Genomic DNA, 19,134 nt, shown 5'->3' with positions numbered 1-19,134 from the left:
TGTGACCCGTGAAGCCTCGTGTGCTGGTCGTGGACGACGAAGTCGGCGTGCGCCGGGCGTTGGAGCGCGGGCTCTCGGCCGAGGGCATGGAGGTCGTCACGGCCTCCGACGGGCCCACGGCGTTGCGGGTCGCGCTGACCGGGGCGTTCGACGTCGTGCTGCTGGACATCATGCTGCCGGGCCTCTCGGGGTACCGGGTGCTGCAACGCATGCGGGCCGACGGGGTGCGCACGCCGGTGCTGATGGTGTCGGCGAAGGACGGCGAGATCGACCAGGCGGACGGCCTCGACCTCGGCGCCGACGGGTACCTGGTCAAGCCGTTCAGCTTCGTCGTGCTGGTCGCGCAGGTCAGGGCGTTGCTGCGGCGCGGGGGAGGCGCTCGCCGCAAGCTCACGCTCGGCAGCCTCGTGATCGACCGCGGACTGCGCGAGGTCAGCTGGGGCGGGCAGGACGTGTCGCTGTCGCCGCGCGAGTACGCGGTGCTCGACGTGCTGGCGTCGCGCGCCGGGTCCGTGGTGACCAAGGACGAACTGCTGCGCACGGTCTGGGGCGACGAGCAGGCCGCGACGCGCAACGCCGTCGAGGTCTACGTCGGGTACCTGCGGCGCAAGCTGGAGGCCGTCGGCGCGGGCGAGGTCGTGCGGACGATCCGCGGCCACGGCTACATCGCGTCCACCCCGGACCTCGACAACGCGCTGGGCAACAGGTGACCCCTGGCTGGTGGCTGCGGCGCACCCTGCGCTTCCGCATCACCGTGGTGGCGACGGGTGTGGCGTTGCTGTGCCTGCTCGCGTTCACCAGCATCGCGCCGGCGTTGATCGGGCTGATCCAGATCACCGCGGTGGACCAGGAACTGGAGAAGGCACCGCCGCGCGTGCTCGACGTGGCCGGGGCGCCGGTGGACGGCGGGCCGCCGCTTCCGTTGACGTCACAGGACATCCGGTCGTTGAAGTCCGGCGAACCCGTGCTGCGCATGGAGGGCGCGTCGGCGTTGCGGTTCAGCGGGCGGGTGGTGTTCACCGGCGACGGGACGCCGCGCCTCGAGGTGTACGCGAGCACGTTGCTGGGCTACCAGAACGCCAACGCGCTGGGCACCCGCTGGCTGGCCGTCGCCGCCGTGCTGGTGGCCGGGCTGGTGGGGGTCGCGACGTGGCTCGCGGTGCGGTCGTCGTTGCGGCCGGTCGAACGGATGCGGGTCGCGGCGGGGGAGTTGCCGCACGGCGAACGGTTGCCGGTACCGCCGTCGCGCGACGAGTTGCAGGCGCTGGCCGAGGCGTTGAACGCGCTGCTGGCCCGCCGGGACGACGCCTCGGACCGGTTGCGGCGCTTCACCGGGGACGCGGCGCACGAGCTGCGGTCGCCGGTCGCGTCGGTGCGCGCGCAGGCGGAGGTCGCCGTGGCGCACCCGGACCCGGACTTCTCGATCGAGGTGCTGGAGTCCGTGGTCGAGGAGTCGATCAGGCTCAGCGCGCTGGTGGACTCGTTGCTGATCCTCGCCCGCGCGGACACCGGGGCACCGCCGCGCGCCGAGGCCGTCGACCTGGTGCTGGAGGCCGAGGCCGCGATCTCCCGGCTGGACGCGGAACTGCTGGTGCGGCTGAACGCGCCGCCGTCGGCGTGCCTGGTGTCGGCCACCCGGTCCGAGGTCGAGCTGGTGCTGGACAACCTGCTGCGCAACGCCGCCCGGTACGCGTACTCCACGATCACCGTGACGCTCGCGCCGGTCGGGCGGGACGTGCGGCTGATCGTGGACGACGACGGGCACGGCATCCCCGTGGAGCACCGGGCGAAGGTGTTCGACCGCTTCTACCGGGTGGACGAGGACCGCGGCCGTCGTTCCGGCGGGTTCGGTCTCGGGCTCGCGCTGGTGGCGCACCTCGTGCAGCGACGCGGAGGGAGCGTGCTGGCCGCCGAGTCACCCGCCGGTGGTGCGCGTTTGGAGATCCGCTGGCCGTCCTGGTAGCAAGCTCCGGTGCCAGAGTTGCGAGCGTCGGCACTGGTCGACGCGCCCGTTGCCGCCGTAGCCGGTGCCCTGCTCGACACCTCGCTGATCGCGGGGTTCGGCGTGCGGGTGCGAGGACCGTTGCTGTGCCTGGGGGACGAGCTCGTCGGGCCGTTCGGTGTCCGGCTGGTGGTGACCCGCGCCGATCTGTCCGGTGTGTCCGCCGCCGGTGACTTCCTGGAGCTGCACACGGATCTCGTCGTGACCGGGGCCGGGACGATGGTGGTCGACCGGGTCTCGTGGAAGGCCGTCGGCGGGGTCGTCGGGCGGTTCGCGGACGTGACGGTCGGGCGCGGGATGGCGTTGCGCGTGCTGCAGAAGCGGTCCGCGCTGCTGGCCACCCGCTGCGCCGAGCTGGTGTCGGCGCGGGTCGTGGTCGGGGCGGCGATCGTCCGGGGTGGACGGATGCTGGCCCAGCAACGGTCGTTTCCCGTTGACACGGCGGGGAAGTGGGAACTGCCGGGCGGCCGGGTCGAGCCCGGCGAGAAGCCCGCCGACGCGCTGGTGCGCGAATGCCTGGAGGAGCTGGGGGCCACGGTCGTGGCCGGCGAGCAGGTCGGGCCGGACGTGCCGTTGAAGCGCGATCTCGTGCTGCGGATCTTCGCCGCGGAACTCGCCGACGGTGAGCCGGAAGCGTTGGAGCACAACGCTGTCCGGTGGTTCACCGCCGACGAGCTGCCCTCGGTGGACTGGCTGCCCGCCGATCGCGTGCTGGTGCCCGCCCTTCAGGCCCTCCTCAACTGAGACCGGACAACCGCAGCGCCGCGGTGAGCCGGTGCTGGGCGCGGTCCCGCGCCCGCTGCGCACCGGCCTGGCGGATCCGGTCCAGCTCAGCCGGGTCGTTGAGCAACGCCAGCGTGCGTTCGCGCACCGGCCGCAGTTCCTCGATCACGGCCTCCGCCACGTCGTCCTTCAGCTCGGAGAACCTGCTCGTGTAGTCCTCGGGCTCCTTGCCGGTGCAGGAGGCGAGGACCTCGGTCAGGTTCGCGACGCCCTCCGTCGACGTCACGGCCCTGCGCACCTTGCGCCGCACCAGGTCCGGGTCGTCGAGCACGAAGACCACTCCCGCGGAGTTCTGCGCCGACTTGTCCATCTTGCGCGCGGGGTCCGCGAGGTCCTTGATGCGCGCGCCGACCTTCGGCACCACCGCCGTGGGCACGATGAACGCATCCCCGTAGGCGTGGTTGAACCTGCGTGCCAACGCCCGCGCGAGTTCGACGTGCTGGAGCTGGTCCTCGCCGACCGGCACCTCGGCCGTGCCCTGCAACAGGATGTCCGCGGCCATCAGCACCGGATAGGTGAGCAGGCTGAGCCGCACGGACTCGCGGCCGAGCGACTTCTCTCTGAACTGGATCATCCGCGCGGCCTCGCCGTAGGTGCAGGTGCACTCCAGCACCCAGTTCAGGGCTCCCAGCTCGCGGATGAGGTCGCTCTGCACGCACACGCTCGCCGGGTCGATGCCGGACGCGACGAGCACGGCCAGCTGCTCGCGCGTCATGGATCGCAGGCGTTGCGGGTTGTGCGACGACGTCATCGCGTGCAGGTCGCTGATGAAGTACACGTCCTCGTCGGTGCCCTCGGTCGCCCACGTGCGCAGCGCCCCGAGGTAGTTGCCGAGGTGCACCTGGCCGGAGGGCGTGATGGCGGAGAGCCTGATCATGGTGGTCCTTCCCTGGGGTTTCGGTGACCACCCCGGGGCGAACGCATGAAAAAAGCCGCCCGTCGGGGCGGCCTGCGTCTCTTACGAGCGCGCGTCTACTCCGGCCGCCGGAAAGCGGCCCACCAGAAGGCGTTGAGGATGCGCACGATCATGAGTATAGGTCTACCGTCAACGCATGTTCATCGTGCTGCTGAAGTACGCCGCGCCACTGGAACAGATCGACTACGCCCTCCCCGACCACCGAGCATGGGTCGAGAAGCAGTACGAGCGGGGACTCTTCCTCGCCTCGGGGCGTCAGGTGCCGAGGACGGGCGGCGTGATCATCACGCGGCCGATGCCCCGGGGCAAGCTCGAAGCGCTGCTCGCGACGGACCCGTGGGCGGAGCAGAAGCTCGTGAAGTACGAGATCTGCGAGTTCGAGGCGACTCGGACGGCGCCGGAGCTGGTGAAGCTGAACGAGGCCGTGCTCCAGCACTAGGCTCCGGCTTCGATCCACTCGATGGCCTTGGTGAGCGCGTCGTCTGTTGACACGTGCGGGGCTATCGGGGCGTTGCCGTACGTCCTGCCGGTGCGGTCGGCCATGACGGCGGTGGTGATGGCGAGCCGTGCGCCGTCCTTGAGTCGGTAGGTCTGGTTCGCCGTCGCGAAGCCTGCGGTGGGCGCGCCGAAGGTCTTCACGCCGGGTACGCCCAGGAACGAGACCAGCACCGCTTCACCCGAACTGGCGGTCCTGCCGTCGACGAGCAGCGCCACCGGGCCTGGTCGTGATCGCGGAACCCGGTGCAGGCGGTACGAGCGCCGGCCGCCGCTGCAGAGGTGCCGGCGTCTGATGCCCCAGCCGGTCTCACCGTGCGGGCCGACGAACCTCCCGCACTCGCCTTCACCGAGCAGCGGGGCCACGACCGTGAGCATCGGGTGCATGGCACCGCCGCGGTTGCCGCGCAGGTCCACGACCCACCCGGCTGGTTCCGCCGCGACGAGGGCGCGCATCAGCCGGAGGCCTCGTGAGACGTAGGTGCGGCCGTGGCTCGCGTGGATCTCGGGGAGGCGCACGACGGCGGTCGTCCCGGTCAGCTGACCGGTCGGCACGACGGGCGGCGGGGAGGCGGCCCGCTCGGCCGTGATCAGGTGGGTGTGCGGGTTGCCGAGGGCCGCGATCGCGTGCCGGACCGCCTCGTGAGCGTTCTCGGCGGCGTGAGCTTGAGCACGTAATGCGGGCCAGACGGCGTGGGCGCTCTCGATCGAGTGACGCTGCAGGAGGTCGAGCGCGCTGTCGACGTACGCGCACTCCTCCGGTCTCAAGCGGCCTTCTTCAGAGCCTTCTTGGCGGCCTTCTCAGCCTTCTTCGCCGCCTTCTTCCTGGCCTTGTCGCGCTCCTTGAGCAGGAACGGGACCGGGCAGCGCTTGCACTGGGGCTTCGACCGGCAGCACTTCTTCTTGAGCTTTTTACCCACTGGTTGAACTCCACTCCGCCACGTATCGCTAGAGTAGGTGAGGCTCACTTCACTGGCACTCTTGTGTGGTAATGGCGACGCAGCCGGTAGTATCAAACGCGGCCCTGCGCATCGAAGTGTCCGGCGCGAGCCCCTCCAACGCCTTCGAAGCTCTAGGAGTTCTGCGTGCCCACGGCCACCGCGTCTGCCCTCCAGACGCGCACTGACCTGCGAAATGTCGCGATCGTCGCGCACGTCGACCACGGCAAGACCACCCTGGTCGACGCGATGTTGCGCCAGTCCGGCGCCTTCTCCGCGCGTGCCGAGCTCGTCGACCGGGTCATGGACTCGGGCGAGCTCGAGCGTGAGAAGGGCATCACGATCCTCGCCAAGAACACGGCTGTGCGCAGGCACACGCCGGACGGCGACGTGATCATCAACGTCGTCGACACCCCCGGCCACGCCGACTTCGGCGGCGAGGTCGAGCGTGCGCTGTCCATGGTCGACGGCGTCGTCCTGCTCGTCGACGCGTCCGAGGGCCCGCTGCCCCAGACGCGCTTCGTGCTGCGCAAGACCCTGGCCGCCGGCCTGCCGGTGATCCTGCTGGTCAACAAGGTCGACCGCCCCGACGCCCGGATCTCCGAGGTCGTCGAGGAGGCCCACGACCTGCTGCTCGACCTCGCGACCGAGGTGGGCGCCGACGAGTCCGTCCTGGACCTGCCGGTCGTCTACGCCTCCGCGCGCGCCGGTCGTGCGTCGCTCACCCAGCCCGAGGACGGCGGCCTGCCGGACGAGGAGAACCTCGACACCCTGTTCCAGGTGCTGCTCGAGCACATCCCGGCTCCTCAGGTCGACATCGACGGCCCGCTCCAGGCGCTCGTCACGAACCTCGACGCCTCGACGTTCCTCGGCCGCATCGCGCTGTGCCGCATCCACCAGGGCACGCTGCGCAAGGGCGAGACCGTCGCCTGGTGCCGCGAGGACGGCGAGCCCGTCAAGGTCCGCATCACCGAACTCCTCATCACCGAGGCCCTCGACCGCCAGCCGGCCGAGCTGGCCCGCGCGGGTGACCTGGTCGCCATCGCCGGCATCCCGGACATCACGATCGGCGACACCCTCGCCGACGCCGAGGCCCCGGTCGCGCTGCCCCGCATCACGGTCGACGAGCCCGCGATCTCGATGACCGTCGGTGTGAACACCTCGCCGCTGGCGGGTCGCAACGGTGGCACCAAGCTCACCGCCCGCATGCTCAAGACCCGCCTCGACTCGGAGCTCATCGGCAACGTGTCCGTGCGCGTCCTCCCGACCGAGCGCCCGGACACCTGGGAGGTGCAGGGCCGCGGCGAGCTCGCCCTGGCCATCCTGGTCGAGCAGATGCGCCGCGAGGGCTTCGAGCTCACCGTGGGCAAGCCCCAGGTGGTGACGAGGACCGTCGACGGCAAGGTGCACGAGCCGTTCGAGCGCCTCTCCGTCGACTGCCCCGAGGAGCACCTCGGCGCCGTCACGCAGCTGCTGGCGAACCGCAAGGGCCGCATGGAGAACATGTCGGGCCACGGCACCGGCCGCATCAAGCTCGACTACGTGGTCCCGTCGCGAGGCCTCATCGGCTTCCGCACCGAGTTCCTCACCGAGACCCGCGGCACCGGCATCGCCAACGCCGTCTCCGAGGGCTACGGCCCGTGGGCGGGCGAGATCCGCACCCGCCACAACGGCTCCCTGGTCGCCGACCGCAGCGGCTCCATCACCGCCTACGCGATGATCCAGCTGGCCGACCGCGGCACCTTCTTCGTGGAGCCCGGCGCCGACGCCTACGAGGGCATGGTCGTGGGCGAGAACCCGCGCGCCGAGGACCTCGACGTCAACGTCACCCGCGAGAAGAAGCTCACCAACATGCGTTCCTCCACGGCGGACGTGATGGAGACCCTGGCCCGCCCCCGCAAGCTCTCGCTGGAGGAGGCGCTGGAGTTCTGCGCCTTCGACGAGTGCGTGGAGGTGGCCCCGGAGGTCGTCCGCGTCCGCAAGGTGATCCTGGACGCGAACCTGCGAGGCCGCGAGCGCTCGCGCCTCAAGAACCGCGTCTGACCGCACCACCGCTGACCGAAGGGCGGCAGGACCCCACCAGGGTTCTGCCGCCCTTCGGCGTTCCTGGGGGCTACGAGGTGAGTGGCAGAGCACCGCGCCACAGGGCTCCAGACGAGCGCTGGGCGGCTGAACCCGGGCAGCCACGAGCCACTGTCCAAGCCCGAAATGCGCCGACTGCGTCGCACCGCCCCCCGGCGTGTCCCGCCACGCCACGCCGTGCGGTCACACGGCGAAGATCGGGTCGGGTACTGGATTTCGGTGCGGGACTGTGTGGCCGTCGCTTCTGGCCTTTGGGGGAGGTGGCGGGGAGGAGCAACCCCGCGCCACCCGCACGCGTCCCACGAGTGGCAAGGGTGACAAAACCTGGGTTGCCCGAACACCGCCACCACCCTTCTGGCAATGTGAGGACCATGAGGCGACTCGGGGGAGTGCTGGCCGCCGCGGTGCTGTGCACCACAGCCGCGGCGTGCACGAACGCGCCCCCTCCACCTCTGGTGCCGAAGACCGAGGCCCCGGTCATCACGACGACGGGCCCGAAGGTCACCGAGATAGTCGTGGGCGTGGACGACGTGGCAGGCGGTTACAACCCGCACTCCCTCGCGGCCCAGAGCCCCATCACCACCGCGCTGAGCTCGCTCCTGCTGCCGTCCCCGTTCAGGCCGGGCAACGACGGCGCGCCCCAGCTGGACCGCAACCTGATGGTGAGCGCCAAGGTCACCAAGGCCGAGCCGTTCACGGTCACCTACACGATCCGCAAGGACGCCAGCTGGTCGGACAGCGCGCCGATCGCCGCCGAGGACTTCTACTACCTCTGGCAGCGTATGCGCACCGAGCCGGGTGTCGTGGATCCGGCGGGTTACAGGCTCATCAACAACATCAGCGCGAGGGAGGGCGGCAAGGTCGTCGAGGTCGCCTTCGGGAAGCCGTTCCCGGGCTGGCGGAGCCTCTTCTCGAACCTGCTGCCCGCGCACCTGCTCAAGGACGCGCCCGGCACGTGGTCGAACGTGCTCGCGACCGGCTTCCCGGCCACGGCGGGCCCGTTCCAGGTGCGCAGCCTCGACGAACCACGAGGCGAGGTCGTGCTCGAGCGCAGCGACCGGTACTGGGAGGTGCCGACGACGCTCGACCGGGTCGTGATCCGCCGTGCCACGCACAGTCAGATGGCCGAGTCACTGTCCAAAGGCGACAACCAGGCGGCGCTGCTGCGGGCCGACGCGGCCGACGTGAACCTGCTGAAGACCATCGAGCAGGTCACCACGCAACCCGTGCCGCGCAACGAGGTCGTGCAGGTCCTGCTCAGGCCCGCCAGCACCCAGCTCAAGGACGTCAAGGTGCGGAAGGCGGTGCTCGCCGCGCTCGACCGGGAGGCGTTGATCGCGTCCGGCACGCAGAGCGGGCCCAGTGCCTCGTTCCGCGCCGACTCCTACGTCGTGCCGCCGAGCCGCGCCGGGTACGCGAAGTCCATCACCGCGAACACGCTCGACGCGGCGCTGAGCGATCAGCTGCTGACCGAGTCCGGGTTCGTGAAGTCCGCCGGCGGGTGGCAGAAGGACGGCAAGCCGCTCAAGCTCCGGATCGCGGCGCCGGAGAAGTCCGAGCCGTACGTGAGCCTCGCGAACCGCATCAAGGTGCAGCTGAAGGACCGGGGGATCGACTCCGAGGTCGTCACCCCGACCGCCGAGGACCTCTTCAGCAAGGAACTGGTCGAGAGCAACCTCGACATCGCTGTCGTGCCGCGCGTCGACGCCGGTGACTCGGCGGCGGCGCTCGCGAGCGAGTTCGGGTGCGCCGGGGACGCGCCGGACGGTGCGACGCCGAGCCCCGGCAACCCCGCCGGCTTCTGCGACCCGGCCCTGCAGAGCGACATCGACGCCGCGCTGAACGGCAAGGCGTTGCTGTCCGACGTCCTCGCGCGGGTCGAGCCGTTGATCGCGGCCCAGGCGGTGTCGGTGCCGCTGTTCCAGGTGGTCGATCTGCTCGGAGTTCTCCCCACGATGGTTTCGGGAGTCGGAACCGGGGCACCCCTCGCGGGCGTGCTCAGCGATGCACCCGAATGGCGGCGCCTCGACAAGTAGTCGGGGGGCCGTAAATCGTTTGCGCGGGTTGTTCGGCCGTTGCTACGTTCGGCCGTTCTCGTTGACAGAATTTCTGGCGCCCGGTCAACGAACGCTTTCGCCCGGTAATCGGGCCATTGCGCCGCGCTACAACCTGTTTCCATTGGGTCACGATCGCCCTCCCAGGTAGTGACCACCACCTCAGCGGGTTCTTACCGTGCTGCCCACGATGTGCCGGTTCGGGGCGCGTATGGCACATCACGGTTATGGGCGTGCAAGCCGACCAGGCCACGGCCGCCCAGTGCTAGGAGGGCACGTGTCGATGAGGAGAACCAAAGCACTGCCGGCGATCGCGCTGGTGGCCAGCGCGTCACTCGTGCTGGGTGCCTGCGGTGGCGGCGGAGGTGGCAGCAGCGACGCCAACGGTGGCGACGCCACCATCGCGGAGATGGCTGTCGCACGCGGTGAGTCCGGGGACGGGTACACCGCGCCGGACACCAAGCAGAGCGACCAGATCGTCGTCTCTACGGACAAGGCGTTCACGTCGTACAACAACGCGACCGAGGACGCCAACCAGTCCTACAACACGTTCGCGCTGGTTCTCGCACAGCCGGGTGCGCACATCCTGAACGGCAACAACAAGTACAGCCTCAACAAGGACACCATGGAGAGCGTCGAGGTCACCTCGAAGTCTCCGCAGGTCGTCACGTGGAAGCTGAAGAAGGGCGTCACCTGGTCCGACGGCGAGGCCTGGGACTGCGACGACTTCTACATGGCCTGGTTCACCCAGAGCAACTCCGCCAAGAAGGCCGACGCAGGCAAGTACTTCAAGCCGGCCGGCACCACCGGGTACGACCTGATGACCGGTGAGTGCAAGGACGACCAGACGTTCGTCGGCTCGTTCTCGGCGCCGTACCCGGACTACATCGGCATGTTCAACAACGACGTTCTCCCCGCGCACATCCTGGAGAAGAACGCCGGCATCGCCGACATCACCAAGCTGAACAAGGACTCCGCTCCCGCCGACATCCAGAAGGCTGCTGACTTCTGGAACGAGAAGTGGAACGGCTTCACGAAGGACCTCATGCCGGGCGCGGGCCCGTACATGCTGACCGCCTTCGAGCCGAACCAGTCGGTCACGCTCGAGCGCAACCCGAAGTGGGCCGGCAAGCCCGGTGGCCCCGCCAAGATCATCCTGAAGGCGGTGCCGGACCCCGTCGCGCAGGCGCAGGCGCTGGAGAACGGTGAGGTCGCCGTCAACTCCATGGCCCAGCCCGACGCGAACGCCGCGACGAAGCTGAAGGGCCTGAGCGCCCAGGGCATCACGTTCGGCGCGGGCCCCGGCCTGTCGTTCGAGCACCTGGACATCCAGTTCAAGAACCCGGTGCTGGCCAAGGAAGAGATCCGCAAGGCGTTCTTCATGTGCGTCAAGCGCCAGGACATCATCGACAAGCTGATCACCGAGGTCCAGGCCGACGCGAAGCCGCTCGGCAGCCTGATCTTCTTCCCGAAGGACGAGGGCTACAAGGACGTCTACGCCGACAAGGCCAAGGGTGACCCGGCCGAGGCGAAGAAGATCCTCACCGACGCCGGCTGGGCGCAGGGTGCGGACGGCGTGTTCGCGAAGGACGGCGTGCGCGCCTCCTTCCGGATCAGCCACACCGACATCCCGCGGCGCAAGCAGACCGTCGAGCTGATCCAGGGCCAGTGCAAGGAAGCCGGCATCGAGGTCAAGGACGACACCGACCCGAACTTCCTCGACGAGCGCGTCTCGCAGGGTGACTACGACGTCGCGCTGTTCGCGTGGTCCGGTGGCCCGCTGAAGAGCGACAAGAAGTCGATCTACGAGACCGGCGGTGGCCAGAACTGGCAGAACCTGAGCGTCCCGGCTGCTGACGCCGCCATGAAGGAGGCCGTCTCGCAGACGTCGATCTCCGAGTCGCTCAAGTTCTTCGCGAAGGCCGACGAGGAGATCGCGAACGCCTACGGTTCGCTTCCGCTCTTCCAGATGCCGAACATGTGGGCGTTCAAGGAGCTCGACCGCGTGTACTTCCAGAGCTACTACGGCGCGCTGTGGAACGCCAACGAGTGGCAGACCAAGTAAATCGCCATAGCTGAAGTGCGCAACGCCTGACCGGGCGGGGCCGGACCACGAGTCCGGCCCCGCCCGAGCCGGGTTGCCCCCTAGGAGCCCGCCCGTGATCCGCTACATCATCCGGCGCCTGCTGATCTCCATACCCATCCTGCTGATCGGCAGCTTCGCCTGTTACGTCCTCGTCGCCACCGCCGGAAACCCCTTGGCGGAGATGCGATTCCGGCCCGGCGTCACCGAAGCCGACATCAAGGCGGCGGAAGTCTCGCTCGGTTTGGACAAGCCCGTCTTCATCCGCTACTGGAACTGGCTCACCGACTTCCTGTCCGGTGACTGGGGCCAGAGCATCGCCCTCGGTCAGGCCAAGACCGCCGTCTTCCCGGCCGTCACCGACGCGCTGTGGACCACCGGCCGCCTCGTCATCGGCGCCGAACTCCTCGCTCTCACACTGGGCGTCTCGGTCGGCGTGCTCGCCGCCGTGCGCCAGTACTCGATCTTCGACTACCTCGCCACCAGCACCGCGTTCCTCATGTTCTCGATGCCGATCTTCTGCGTCGCGGTCATCGTGAAGAACTACGGCATCCAGTTCAACAACGTCCTGGAGTCGATGGGGCTGGACCGCTGGCTCACCACCGCGGGCCCCCGGCCCGGAGGGTTCACCGGCAGCTTCGGCGAAGTGATCTTCAAGTACACCGGCACGTTCCTGCTGCCGACGGTCGCGCTGATGCTGATCAGCTTCGCCGCCTACAGCCGGTTCGAACGCGCCTCGATGCTGGAGATCCTGCACTCGGACTTCGTGCGCACCGCGCGGGCGAAGGGCATCTCGCAGAGCCGTGTGATCTTCAAGCACGCGTTCCGCAACGCGCTCATCCCCGTGTCGACGCTGTTCTCGCTGAACTTCGGTGCCGTGCTGTCCGGCGCGATCATCACCGAGACCGTGTTCGGCTGGGCCGGCATGGGCACGCTGCTGGTCAACTCGGTGCGGCAGTTCGACCCGCCGATGCTGATGGGCTGGCTCGCGGTCACGGCCACCCTGATCGTGCTGTTCAACCTGATCGCCGACGTCGTGTACGGCATCCTCGACCCTAGGATTCGCCTTGGCTAACATCAACTTGGCGTCCGAGGGCGGCGTGGTGAACAGCGCTCCCCAGTCCGACTCCCACGAGTTCGACGCCACCAAGACCCGCACGCAGGGCCAGTTGGTCATGCGGCGCTTCCTGCGCCACCGGCTCGCCATGGTGAGCCTCGGCGTCTTCGTCTTCCTCGTGCTGTTCGCGTTCCTCGGACCGTTCATCTGGACGTTCGACTACGAGGACGTGAGCAGCAAGTCCTACCAGCCGATGAGCGGCACGCACCCGCTCGGCACCACCCAGGTCGGCAAGGACATGCTCGCGCTGCTCATGCGCGGCACCGGCTACTCGCTGCAGATCGCGTTGATCGTGGCCGCGCTGGCGACCGCGATCGGCGTGACGTTCGGCGCGCTCGCCGGTTACCTGCGCGGCTTCGTGGACACGGCGCTGATGCGTCTGGTCGACCTGCTGCTGATCATCCCCCAGATCGCGGTCGCCGCGATCGTCGTCAAGGGGTTCTCGGGCAGCTGGTACGTCGTCGCGCTGGTGCTCGCCGCGTTCGCCTGGATGTCGATCGCCCGCATCACCCGGGGTGAAACGCTTTCCTTGGCACAGCGGGAGTTCGTCGAGGCCGCGCGCGCGTGCGGCGCCTCGACGCCGCGGATCATCTTCAAGCACCTCGTGCCGAACATGATCGGCAGCATCACCGTCAACGCCACGCTCGCGATCGCCGCCGCGGTGCTCACCGAGGCCGCGCTGTCGTTCCTGGGACTGGGCGTCCAGCCCCCGGACACCTCGCTCGGCGTGATCGTGCTGGAGAACTACGGGCAGTTCATGAACCGGCCGTGGCTCTTCTGGGGTCCGTTCATCGTGCTCGTGTCGCTCTCCCTGGCCGTCAACTTCATCGGTGACGGCCTGCGCGACGCGTTCGACCCGAGGCAGACGAAGGTGCGTGCCTGATGAGTGTTTCCGAACTGACGGAGGACTTCCTGCCCTCCGGCACCACCGCGCCGTTGCTCTCGGTCAAGGACCTCAGCGTCACCTTCCCGACCGACGACGGCGACGTCCGCGCCGTGCGCAACGTCTCGTTCGACCTCAACCCCGGCGACGTGCTGGGCATCGTCGGCGAGTCGGGCTCCGGCAAGTCGGTGTCCTCCATGGCGATCATGGGCCTGCTGCCCAAGAACGCCGTCATCGAAGGCTCGATCCGCTACCGCGGTGAGGAGCTGAACGGCCGCACCTACAAGCAGATGCAGCCGTTCCGCAGCAAGCACATCTCGATGATCTTCCAGGACCCGATGACGTCGCTGAACCCCGTCTACACGGTGGGGTGGCAGCTCGCCGAGACCTACCGCGCGCACCACGACGTCTCGAAGAAGGCGGCGTGGGCCAAGGCGGTCGAGGCGCTCGAACTCGTCGGCATCCCGCAGCCGGACAAGCGCGCGGCCCAGTACCCGCACGAGTTCTCCGGCGGCATGCGGCAGCGCGTGGTCATCGCGATGGCGATCATCAACGACCCCAGCGTGATCATCGCGGACGAGCCGACCACCGCGCTCGACGTGACGGTGCAGGCGCAGATCCTCGACACGATGCTGCGCCTGCAGTCCGAGACCGACGCGGCGATCGTCATGATCACGCACGACCTCGGCGTGGTCGCGGGCATGGTCAACCGCGTGCAGGTGATGTACGGCGGCACCGTGGTCGAGTCCGGCCCGGTCGACGACGTCTTCGAACGGCCGCGGATGCCTTACACCGTGGGACTCCTGGGCTCCGTGCCCAACCCGTCCACGCTGGGCAAGCGGCTCACCCCGATCAAGGGCGCGCCCCCGTCGCTGGTGAACCTGCCGTCCGGCTGCTCGTTCTCGCCGCGCTGCCCGCTCGTCACCGACGTGTGCCACGAGTGGGAGCCGGAGCTCGAGGAGGCCGGCGCGGCGAACCACACGACGCGCTGCCACCGCTGGGAGCACCTGGCGACGATCGAGACGCCACAACGGCTGTTCCTGCACGACGAGATCGGCACGATCGAGAACCCGGCGGCGTTCGCCGAGGCCAACCCCGACGAGTCGCTCGAAGTGACGGCCGTGCACGGCTCGCTGGTTTCTGAAGAGGAGGCGAAGTGACCGCTCCGCTGCTGGAGGTCACCGACCTCGTCAAGGAGTTCCCGGTGCGCGGCAAGGGGATCATCCCGCGCAACGTCGGCACGGTGCAGGCCGTGTCCGGGGTGTCGTTCACCCTGCACCCCGGTGAGACGCTCGGTCTCGTCGGCGAGTCCGGCTGCGGCAAGTCCACGACCGGGCGCGCGATCCTGCAGCTGCACAAGCCGACCTCGGGCTCGGTGAAGTTCGAGGGCCGCGAGCTCACGTCCATGAGCACCAAGCAGTTGCGGCCGTTGCGCAAGGACATCCAGATCGTCTTCCAGGACCCGTACGCGTCGCTGAACCCCAAGTGGCAGGTCAACGACATCATCGCGGAACCCCTGGTGATCCACGGTGTCGAAGGCGGCGTGCAGCGGCGGGTCAACGAGCTGATGGAGCTCGTGGGCCTCAACCCCGAGCACCGCAGCCGGTACGCGCACGAGTTCTCCGGCGGCCAGCGCCAGCGCATCGGCATCGCCCGCGCCCTGGCGTTGAACCCGCGGTTCCTGGTGCTGGACGAGCCGGTGTCCGCTTTGGACGTCTCGGTGCAGGCCGGTGTCGTGAACCTGTTGGAGGAGCTGCAGGAACGGCTCGGGCTCGCGTACCTGTTCGTCGCGCACGACCTCTCGGTGGTGCGGCACATCTCGGACCGGGTCGCGGTCATGTACCTCGGCAAGATCATCGAGATGGGTGAGCGCGAGGCCATCTACAACAAGCCGATGCACCCCTACACGCAGGCGCTGCTGTCGGCCGTGCCGATGCCCGACCCCAAGGCGGAGCGCAAGCGCCAGCGGATCGTGCTGACCGGTGACGTGCCGTCGCCCGTCAACCCGCCGTCGGGCTGCCGCTTCCGCACGCGGTGCTGGAAGGCGCAGGACATCTGCGCCACCGAAGAACCCCGGCTGGAAAGGCGTGGTGGGCCGGACGGCACGTTGTCCGCGTGCCACTTCGCCGAGGAACGTTCGGTGGTGTAGCGGTCAGACCGCTGTCTTCGGACCGTTAGCAAAGGCCGCCTTTATCAACCGATGAAGGCGGCCTTTACTCTTTTCCGGTGACCCTGACTGCCCCACCGCGGTTGCTCTTCGTGCACGCCCACCCCGACGACGAAAGTCTGTGGACCGGCGGCACCATCGCGCGTTACGCCTCGGCGGGCGCGCACGTCACCGTCGTCACCTGCACGCTGGGCGAGGAGGGCGAGATCATCCCGCCCGCGCTCGCCCACCTGGCCGCTGACGAGGCCGATCAGCTCGGCGGGTACCGGGTCGGTGAGCTGAGGTCCGCGTGCGCGGCCCTCGGCGTGACCGACCACCGGTTCCTCGGCGGGATCGGCCGCTGGCGCGACTCCGGCATGGTCGACGTGCCGTCCAACGCCAAGGCGCGCGCGTTCATCCAGGGATCGCTCGACGACCAGACCGCCCAGCTGGTCGAGATCCTGCGCGAGGTCAAGCCCCAGGTCGTCGTGAGCTACGACGCGTTCGGCGGCTACGGACACCCGGACCACATCCGCGCGCACGAGATCACGGTCGCCGCGTGCGCCCAGGTCTCCGAGGTCGAGCGGGTCTTCTACGCGGTGACGTCCCGCGACGCGACCGAGGCCGGTGTGGCCGCGCTGGAGAACTTCCCCGAGGCGTTCCGGCTGCCCGAGCCGGGCGAGCTCCCGGTGACGCCGGATGAAGAGATCACAACGGTTGTCGACGTTTCGGAGCACCTGACGGCCAAACGGCGTGCGTTGAGGGCACACTCGACGCAGGTCAGTGTGTGGGACGACGGGTACGCGCTGTCGAACAACATCGCTCAGCCGCTCGTCGGCGGCGAGTTCTACGTGCTGGCGAAGGGCTCGCCCGAGGGGGCGGCGACGGATCTGTTCGGAGGACTGGGTGACCGCTAGCCGGCGAGTGTTCTTGTTGCTGCTCTTGTGCGTCGAGGCGGCAATGCTCGCTGTGCTCGAAGTGATCTACCTGCCCCTCCGCTTCGACGGCACGCTGCTGCCGAGGGTGGCCGACCTGCCGTTCCCGATCACGATCGTGGTGGCCGCCGTCATGACACCGCTGATGGTGTCGTGGGCGGCCGCCCTGTCGACGCGGGTGCTGACCGCCGCGCTGCCGCTGCTGGTCTGGTTCTTCACGCTGTTCGTCTTCGGGTACCTGGAGCCGGGGGCGGTCTCCGGCAAGGCCCTGCTGCTGCAGGACTGGCGGGGACTGCTGCTCTTCGCCGCCGGCGCGTTCCCCGGTGCGGTCGCGGTGGGCGCGGTGATGGCCCGCAACGCCGCCAACCGGCCGGGGCTCTACGAGACCGCCGGGATCCAGTAGCGGTAGCGGTGGTGCTCGGTGCAGCCGAGGTCCTCGTACAGTCGGATCGCCGGTTCGTTGTGCTCGGCGACCTGCAGCACGCACGTCGTGGCGCCCTGCTCGAGACCCCAGCCGGCCAGTTCGCCCATGAGGCCCCGCGCGAGGCCCTGACGGCGGTGTGACGGCCGCACGGCGAGGCGGGCGACGTGCAGGACGTCCTCGACGACCGCGCCCCGCACGGCCGCGGTGACGGTGTGCTCGTCGGTGAGGCTCGCGAAGCAGACGTCGCCGCCCGAACCGAGCACGTGCCGTTGGGCGGCGCTGATCTCGGATCCTGCCGTCAGTTCCCACCATCCGGGAAGATCACGGCTCTCGGCTACGCCCTGCGCGAACTTCTCCAGCGGACCGGTCATCACGAGCGACTCGGCCCCTCCCGGATGATCCAGATCGACCCGCCAGCCAGCGGCTTCGACCGCCGCCTCCGCCGGTGAGCCGTTCACCACATGCGCCGTCGGTTTGATCCCGTGCTCGCGGGCGAACCTCTGCACGGCATCGAGGGCGTCCGGAACGGGCACGCCGGGATCGCCGCAGGTCAGGGTGCTGTTCGCGCGGCCCGTGAACCCCGCGGCGGCCCGCATCAACCAGTTTCCGAGCGGAACTTCTGCCAGCGCGGGCCATGCTCGCGCGCAGAGCGTTTCGAGGTGATCCACGGTGTGCACCCGTCCATCCTGACTAGGTTGTCGAGAGGATTTCCGAGCGGGAGTTGTGGCGTGGCGCACCGCACAGCTAAGGCAAGCCTGACCGGGTGATACTCGTATGCGCCGCGTACTCTCCGGCTTGCGCGGTGTGGACCAGATGAAGTTGGAGAGCGCAGTGACTTATGTGATCGCCCAGCCGTGCGTAGATCTGCTCGACAAGGCGTGCATCGAAGAGTGCCCCGTCGACTGCATCTACGAAGGCGACCGGATGCTCTACATCCACCCCGACGAGTGTGTGGACTGTGGCGCGTGCGAACCCGTGTGCCCGGTGGAAGCCATCTACTACGAGGACGACGTCCCCGACGAGTGGAAGGACTACACCAAGGCGAACGTCGACTTCTTCGACGAGCTCGGCTCGCCCGGTGGAGCCTCGAAGGTCGGCAAGGTCAGCAACGACCCGCCGTTCGTGAAGGCGCTCGAGCCGCAGCAGGCTGAGGGGCATTGATCATCCAACGCAGGGGTCCGGCGCTGCCGGACTTCCCGTGGGACCAGCTGTCCGGCCACGCCGCCAAGGCGCGCAAGCACCCCGGCGGCGTGGTCGACCTGTCGGTCGGCACGCCCGTGGACCCGGTCCCGGCCGTGATCCAGGCCGCGCTGTCGTCGGTCGCGGACGTCCCCGGCTACCCGACCACCCACGGCACCCCTGAGCTGCGTGCCGCCTTCGTCGCCGCGGTGGAGCGCCGGTACGGGATCGTCGGGCTGTCCGCTGACGCCGTGCTGCCGACGATCGGGTCCAAGGAACTGGTGGCCTGGTTGCCGACGCTGCTCGGCGTCGGGCCGGGGGACGTCGTGGCCGTGCCCGCCGTGGCGTATCCGACCTACGAGGTCGGGGCGTTGATGGCCGGGGCCACCGTGGTGCGGCTGGCCGATGGCGAGGCGCCGCCTGCCGGTACTCGGCTGGTGTGGCTGAACTCGCCGTCCAACCCGACCGGCCGGGTGCTGTCCGCCGCGCAGCTGCGGGACGCCGTCACGGCCGCTCGTGCCGTCGGTGCCGTGGTGGCTTCGGACGAGTGCTACCTCGCGTTGCCTTGGGACTCTTCGCCGGTGTCGGTGTTGCACCCGTCGGTGGTTTCGTCGTTCGACGGGGTGCTGGCTGTGCACTCGTTGTCGAAGTCCTCGTCGTTGGCCGGCTACCGGGCCGGGTTCATCACCGGTGACGCCGAGCTGATCGCCGGGTTGCTGGAGCTGCGCAAGCACGCCGGGATGATCGTGCCCCGGCCGGTGCAGGAAGCGATGCGGGCCGCGCTGGAGGACGATTCGCACGTTGCTGAGCAGCGTTCGCGGTATCTGGCTCGGCGGGCGGTGTTGAAGCCCGCTCTGGAGGCCGCCGGGTTCGTCGTGTCTCACTCCGAGGCCGGGTTGTACCTGTGGTCCTCTCGGGGTGAGGACGCTTGGGAGACCGTGTCCTGGTTGGCCGATCGTGGGATTCTGGCCGCGCCTGGGACGTTCTACGGGCCTGCCGGTGAGAAGCACGTCCGGATCGCTTTGACGGCTTCGGATGAGCGGGTCGCGGCTGCGGTGGAGCGGTTGCAGGGCTGAGGTTCTGTTTCGGCGGGGTTG

General features: G+C 69.1%; 19 protein-coding genes. 15 read left to right on the top strand and 4 right to left on the bottom strand.

The features are described 5' to 3' along the window. Positions 1–8 precede the first annotated feature (8 nt). The 3 genes from QSK25_RS30960 to QSK25_RS30950 are packed head-to-tail and all read left to right on the top strand — an operon-like array spanning position 9 to position 2,746. On the top strand, positions 9–710 hold the full coding sequence (locus tag QSK25_RS30960; RefSeq protein WP_285643467.1) for a response regulator transcription factor: 702 nt from the start codon (positions 9–11) through the stop codon (positions 708–710). Further along, entirely contained in the window at positions 707–1,963 is a 1,257-nt protein-coding gene (locus QSK25_RS30955; RefSeq protein ID WP_285643466.1) for a sensor histidine kinase, read from the top strand. Before QSK25_RS30960 ends, QSK25_RS30955 begins: the two co-directional genes overlap by 4 nt. Before the next feature lie 9 nt (positions 1,964–1,972). Next, positions 1,973–2,746 (top strand): (deoxy)nucleoside triphosphate pyrophosphohydrolase, encoded by a 774-nt coding sequence (locus QSK25_RS30950; protein ID WP_285643465.1) that lies wholly within the window; start codon positions 1,973–1,975, stop codon positions 2,744–2,746. Here the strand turns inward: QSK25_RS30950 and trpS are convergent. Next, positions 2,739–3,662: a tryptophan--tRNA ligase gene (gene trpS / locus QSK25_RS30945; protein WP_285643464.1), complete on the bottom strand. Its 924-nt coding sequence runs from the start codon at positions 3,660–3,662 to the stop codon at positions 2,739–2,741. The two genes, QSK25_RS30950 and trpS, sit on opposite strands and share 8 nt — an antisense overlap. A gap of 175 nt (positions 3,663–3,837) precedes the next feature. On the opposite strand from trpS, the gene QSK25_RS30940 reads away from it, so the two are divergent. Beyond that, positions 3,838–4,140, top strand: a complete 303-nt coding sequence (locus tag QSK25_RS30940; RefSeq protein WP_285643463.1) for a YciI family protein — start codon at positions 3,838–3,840, stop codon at positions 4,138–4,140. Here QSK25_RS30940 and QSK25_RS30935 read toward each other — a convergent pair. Together QSK25_RS30935 and QSK25_RS30930 are read right to left on the bottom strand one after the other, a co-directional pair. Next, a complete protein-coding gene (locus QSK25_RS30935) occupies positions 4,137–4,964 on the bottom strand; it encodes a S41 family peptidase (RefSeq protein ID WP_285643462.1) in 828 nt (275 codons plus the stop codon). The genes QSK25_RS30940 and QSK25_RS30935 overlap by 4 nt on opposite strands. After that, positions 4,961–5,116 carry a hypothetical protein gene (locus QSK25_RS30930; protein ID WP_167974072.1) on the bottom strand — a complete coding sequence of 52 codons (156 nt, stop codon included), beginning with the start codon at positions 5,114–5,116 and terminating at the stop codon, positions 4,961–4,963. Before QSK25_RS30930 ends, QSK25_RS30935 begins: the two co-directional genes overlap by 4 nt. A gap of 165 nt (positions 5,117–5,281) precedes the next feature. Here QSK25_RS30930 and typA point away from each other — a divergent pair, with 165 nt between their 5' ends. The 9 genes from typA (at position 5,282) to QSK25_RS30885 (ending at position 16,837) form a co-directional block, all read left to right on the top strand. Beyond that, positions 5,282–7,177 (top strand): translational GTPase TypA, encoded by a 1,896-nt coding sequence (gene typA, locus QSK25_RS30925; protein WP_285643457.1) that lies wholly within the window; start codon positions 5,282–5,284, stop codon positions 7,175–7,177. Positions 7,178–7,587: 410 nt separating this feature from the next. Next, entirely contained in the window at positions 7,588–9,252 is a 1,665-nt protein-coding gene (locus QSK25_RS30920) for an ABC transporter family substrate-binding protein (RefSeq protein WP_285643456.1), read from the top strand. A 301-nt stretch (positions 9,253–9,553) separates the two neighbouring features. Next, positions 9,554–11,335, top strand: coding sequence for an ABC transporter family substrate-binding protein (locus QSK25_RS30915; protein ID WP_285643455.1), 1,782 nt, complete (start codon positions 9,554–9,556; stop codon positions 11,333–11,335). Positions 11,336–11,429: 94 nt separating this feature from the next. After that, on the top strand, positions 11,430–12,428 hold the full coding sequence (locus QSK25_RS30910) for an ABC transporter permease (RefSeq protein WP_285643454.1): 999 nt from the start codon (positions 11,430–11,432) through the stop codon (positions 12,426–12,428). Between the two features lie 28 nt (positions 12,429–12,456). Beyond that, positions 12,457–13,353 (top strand): ABC transporter permease, encoded by an 897-nt coding sequence (locus tag QSK25_RS30905; RefSeq protein ID WP_502881913.1) that lies wholly within the window; start codon positions 12,457–12,459, stop codon positions 13,351–13,353. Continuing rightward, positions 13,353–14,513 (top strand): ABC transporter ATP-binding protein, encoded by a 1,161-nt coding sequence (locus tag QSK25_RS30900; RefSeq protein WP_285643453.1) that lies wholly within the window; start codon positions 13,353–13,355, stop codon positions 14,511–14,513. Before QSK25_RS30905 ends, QSK25_RS30900 begins: the two co-directional genes overlap by 1 nt. Next, positions 14,510–15,502 carry an ABC transporter ATP-binding protein gene (locus QSK25_RS30895; RefSeq protein ID WP_285643452.1) on the top strand — a complete coding sequence of 331 codons (993 nt, stop codon included), beginning with the start codon at positions 14,510–14,512 and terminating at the stop codon, positions 15,500–15,502. Before QSK25_RS30900 ends, QSK25_RS30895 begins: the two co-directional genes overlap by 4 nt. A 77-nt stretch (positions 15,503–15,579) precedes the next feature. Then, on the top strand, positions 15,580–16,416 hold the full coding sequence (gene mshB / locus QSK25_RS30890) for an N-acetyl-1-D-myo-inositol-2-amino-2-deoxy-alpha-D-glucopyranoside deacetylase (protein WP_285643451.1): 837 nt from the start codon (positions 15,580–15,582) through the stop codon (positions 16,414–16,416). Between the two features lie 43 nt (positions 16,417–16,459). Further along, positions 16,460–16,837, top strand: a complete 378-nt coding sequence (locus QSK25_RS30885; protein ID WP_285643450.1) for a hypothetical protein — start codon at positions 16,460–16,462, stop codon at positions 16,835–16,837. Here QSK25_RS30885 and QSK25_RS30880 read toward each other — a convergent pair. Then, positions 16,813–17,526, bottom strand: a complete 714-nt coding sequence (locus tag QSK25_RS30880; RefSeq protein ID WP_352236581.1) for a GNAT family N-acetyltransferase — start codon at positions 17,524–17,526, stop codon at positions 16,813–16,815. The genes QSK25_RS30885 and QSK25_RS30880 overlap by 25 nt on opposite strands. A gap of 163 nt (positions 17,527–17,689) precedes the next feature. Here QSK25_RS30880 and fdxA point away from each other — a divergent pair, with 163 nt between their 5' ends. Both fdxA and dapC read left to right on the top strand, forming a co-directional pair. After that, entirely contained in the window at positions 17,690–18,019 is a 330-nt protein-coding gene (gene fdxA / locus QSK25_RS30875) for a ferredoxin (RefSeq protein WP_218159521.1), read from the top strand. Between the two features lie 2 nt (positions 18,020–18,021). Then, positions 18,022–19,113 carry a succinyldiaminopimelate transaminase gene (gene dapC, locus QSK25_RS30870; protein WP_502881912.1) on the top strand — a complete coding sequence of 364 codons (1,092 nt, stop codon included), beginning with the start codon at positions 18,022–18,024 and terminating at the stop codon, positions 19,111–19,113. The last annotated feature ends 21 nt before the right edge of the window (positions 19,114–19,134 follow it).

It is taken from the genome of Lentzea sp. NBRC 102530 (assembly GCF_030269365.1).
Classification (GTDB): domain Bacteria; phylum Actinomycetota; class Actinomycetes; order Mycobacteriales; family Pseudonocardiaceae; genus Lentzea.
The sequence above is the reverse complement of the archived record's forward strand: the minus strand, read 5'-3'. Positions and strand labels throughout refer to the sequence as shown.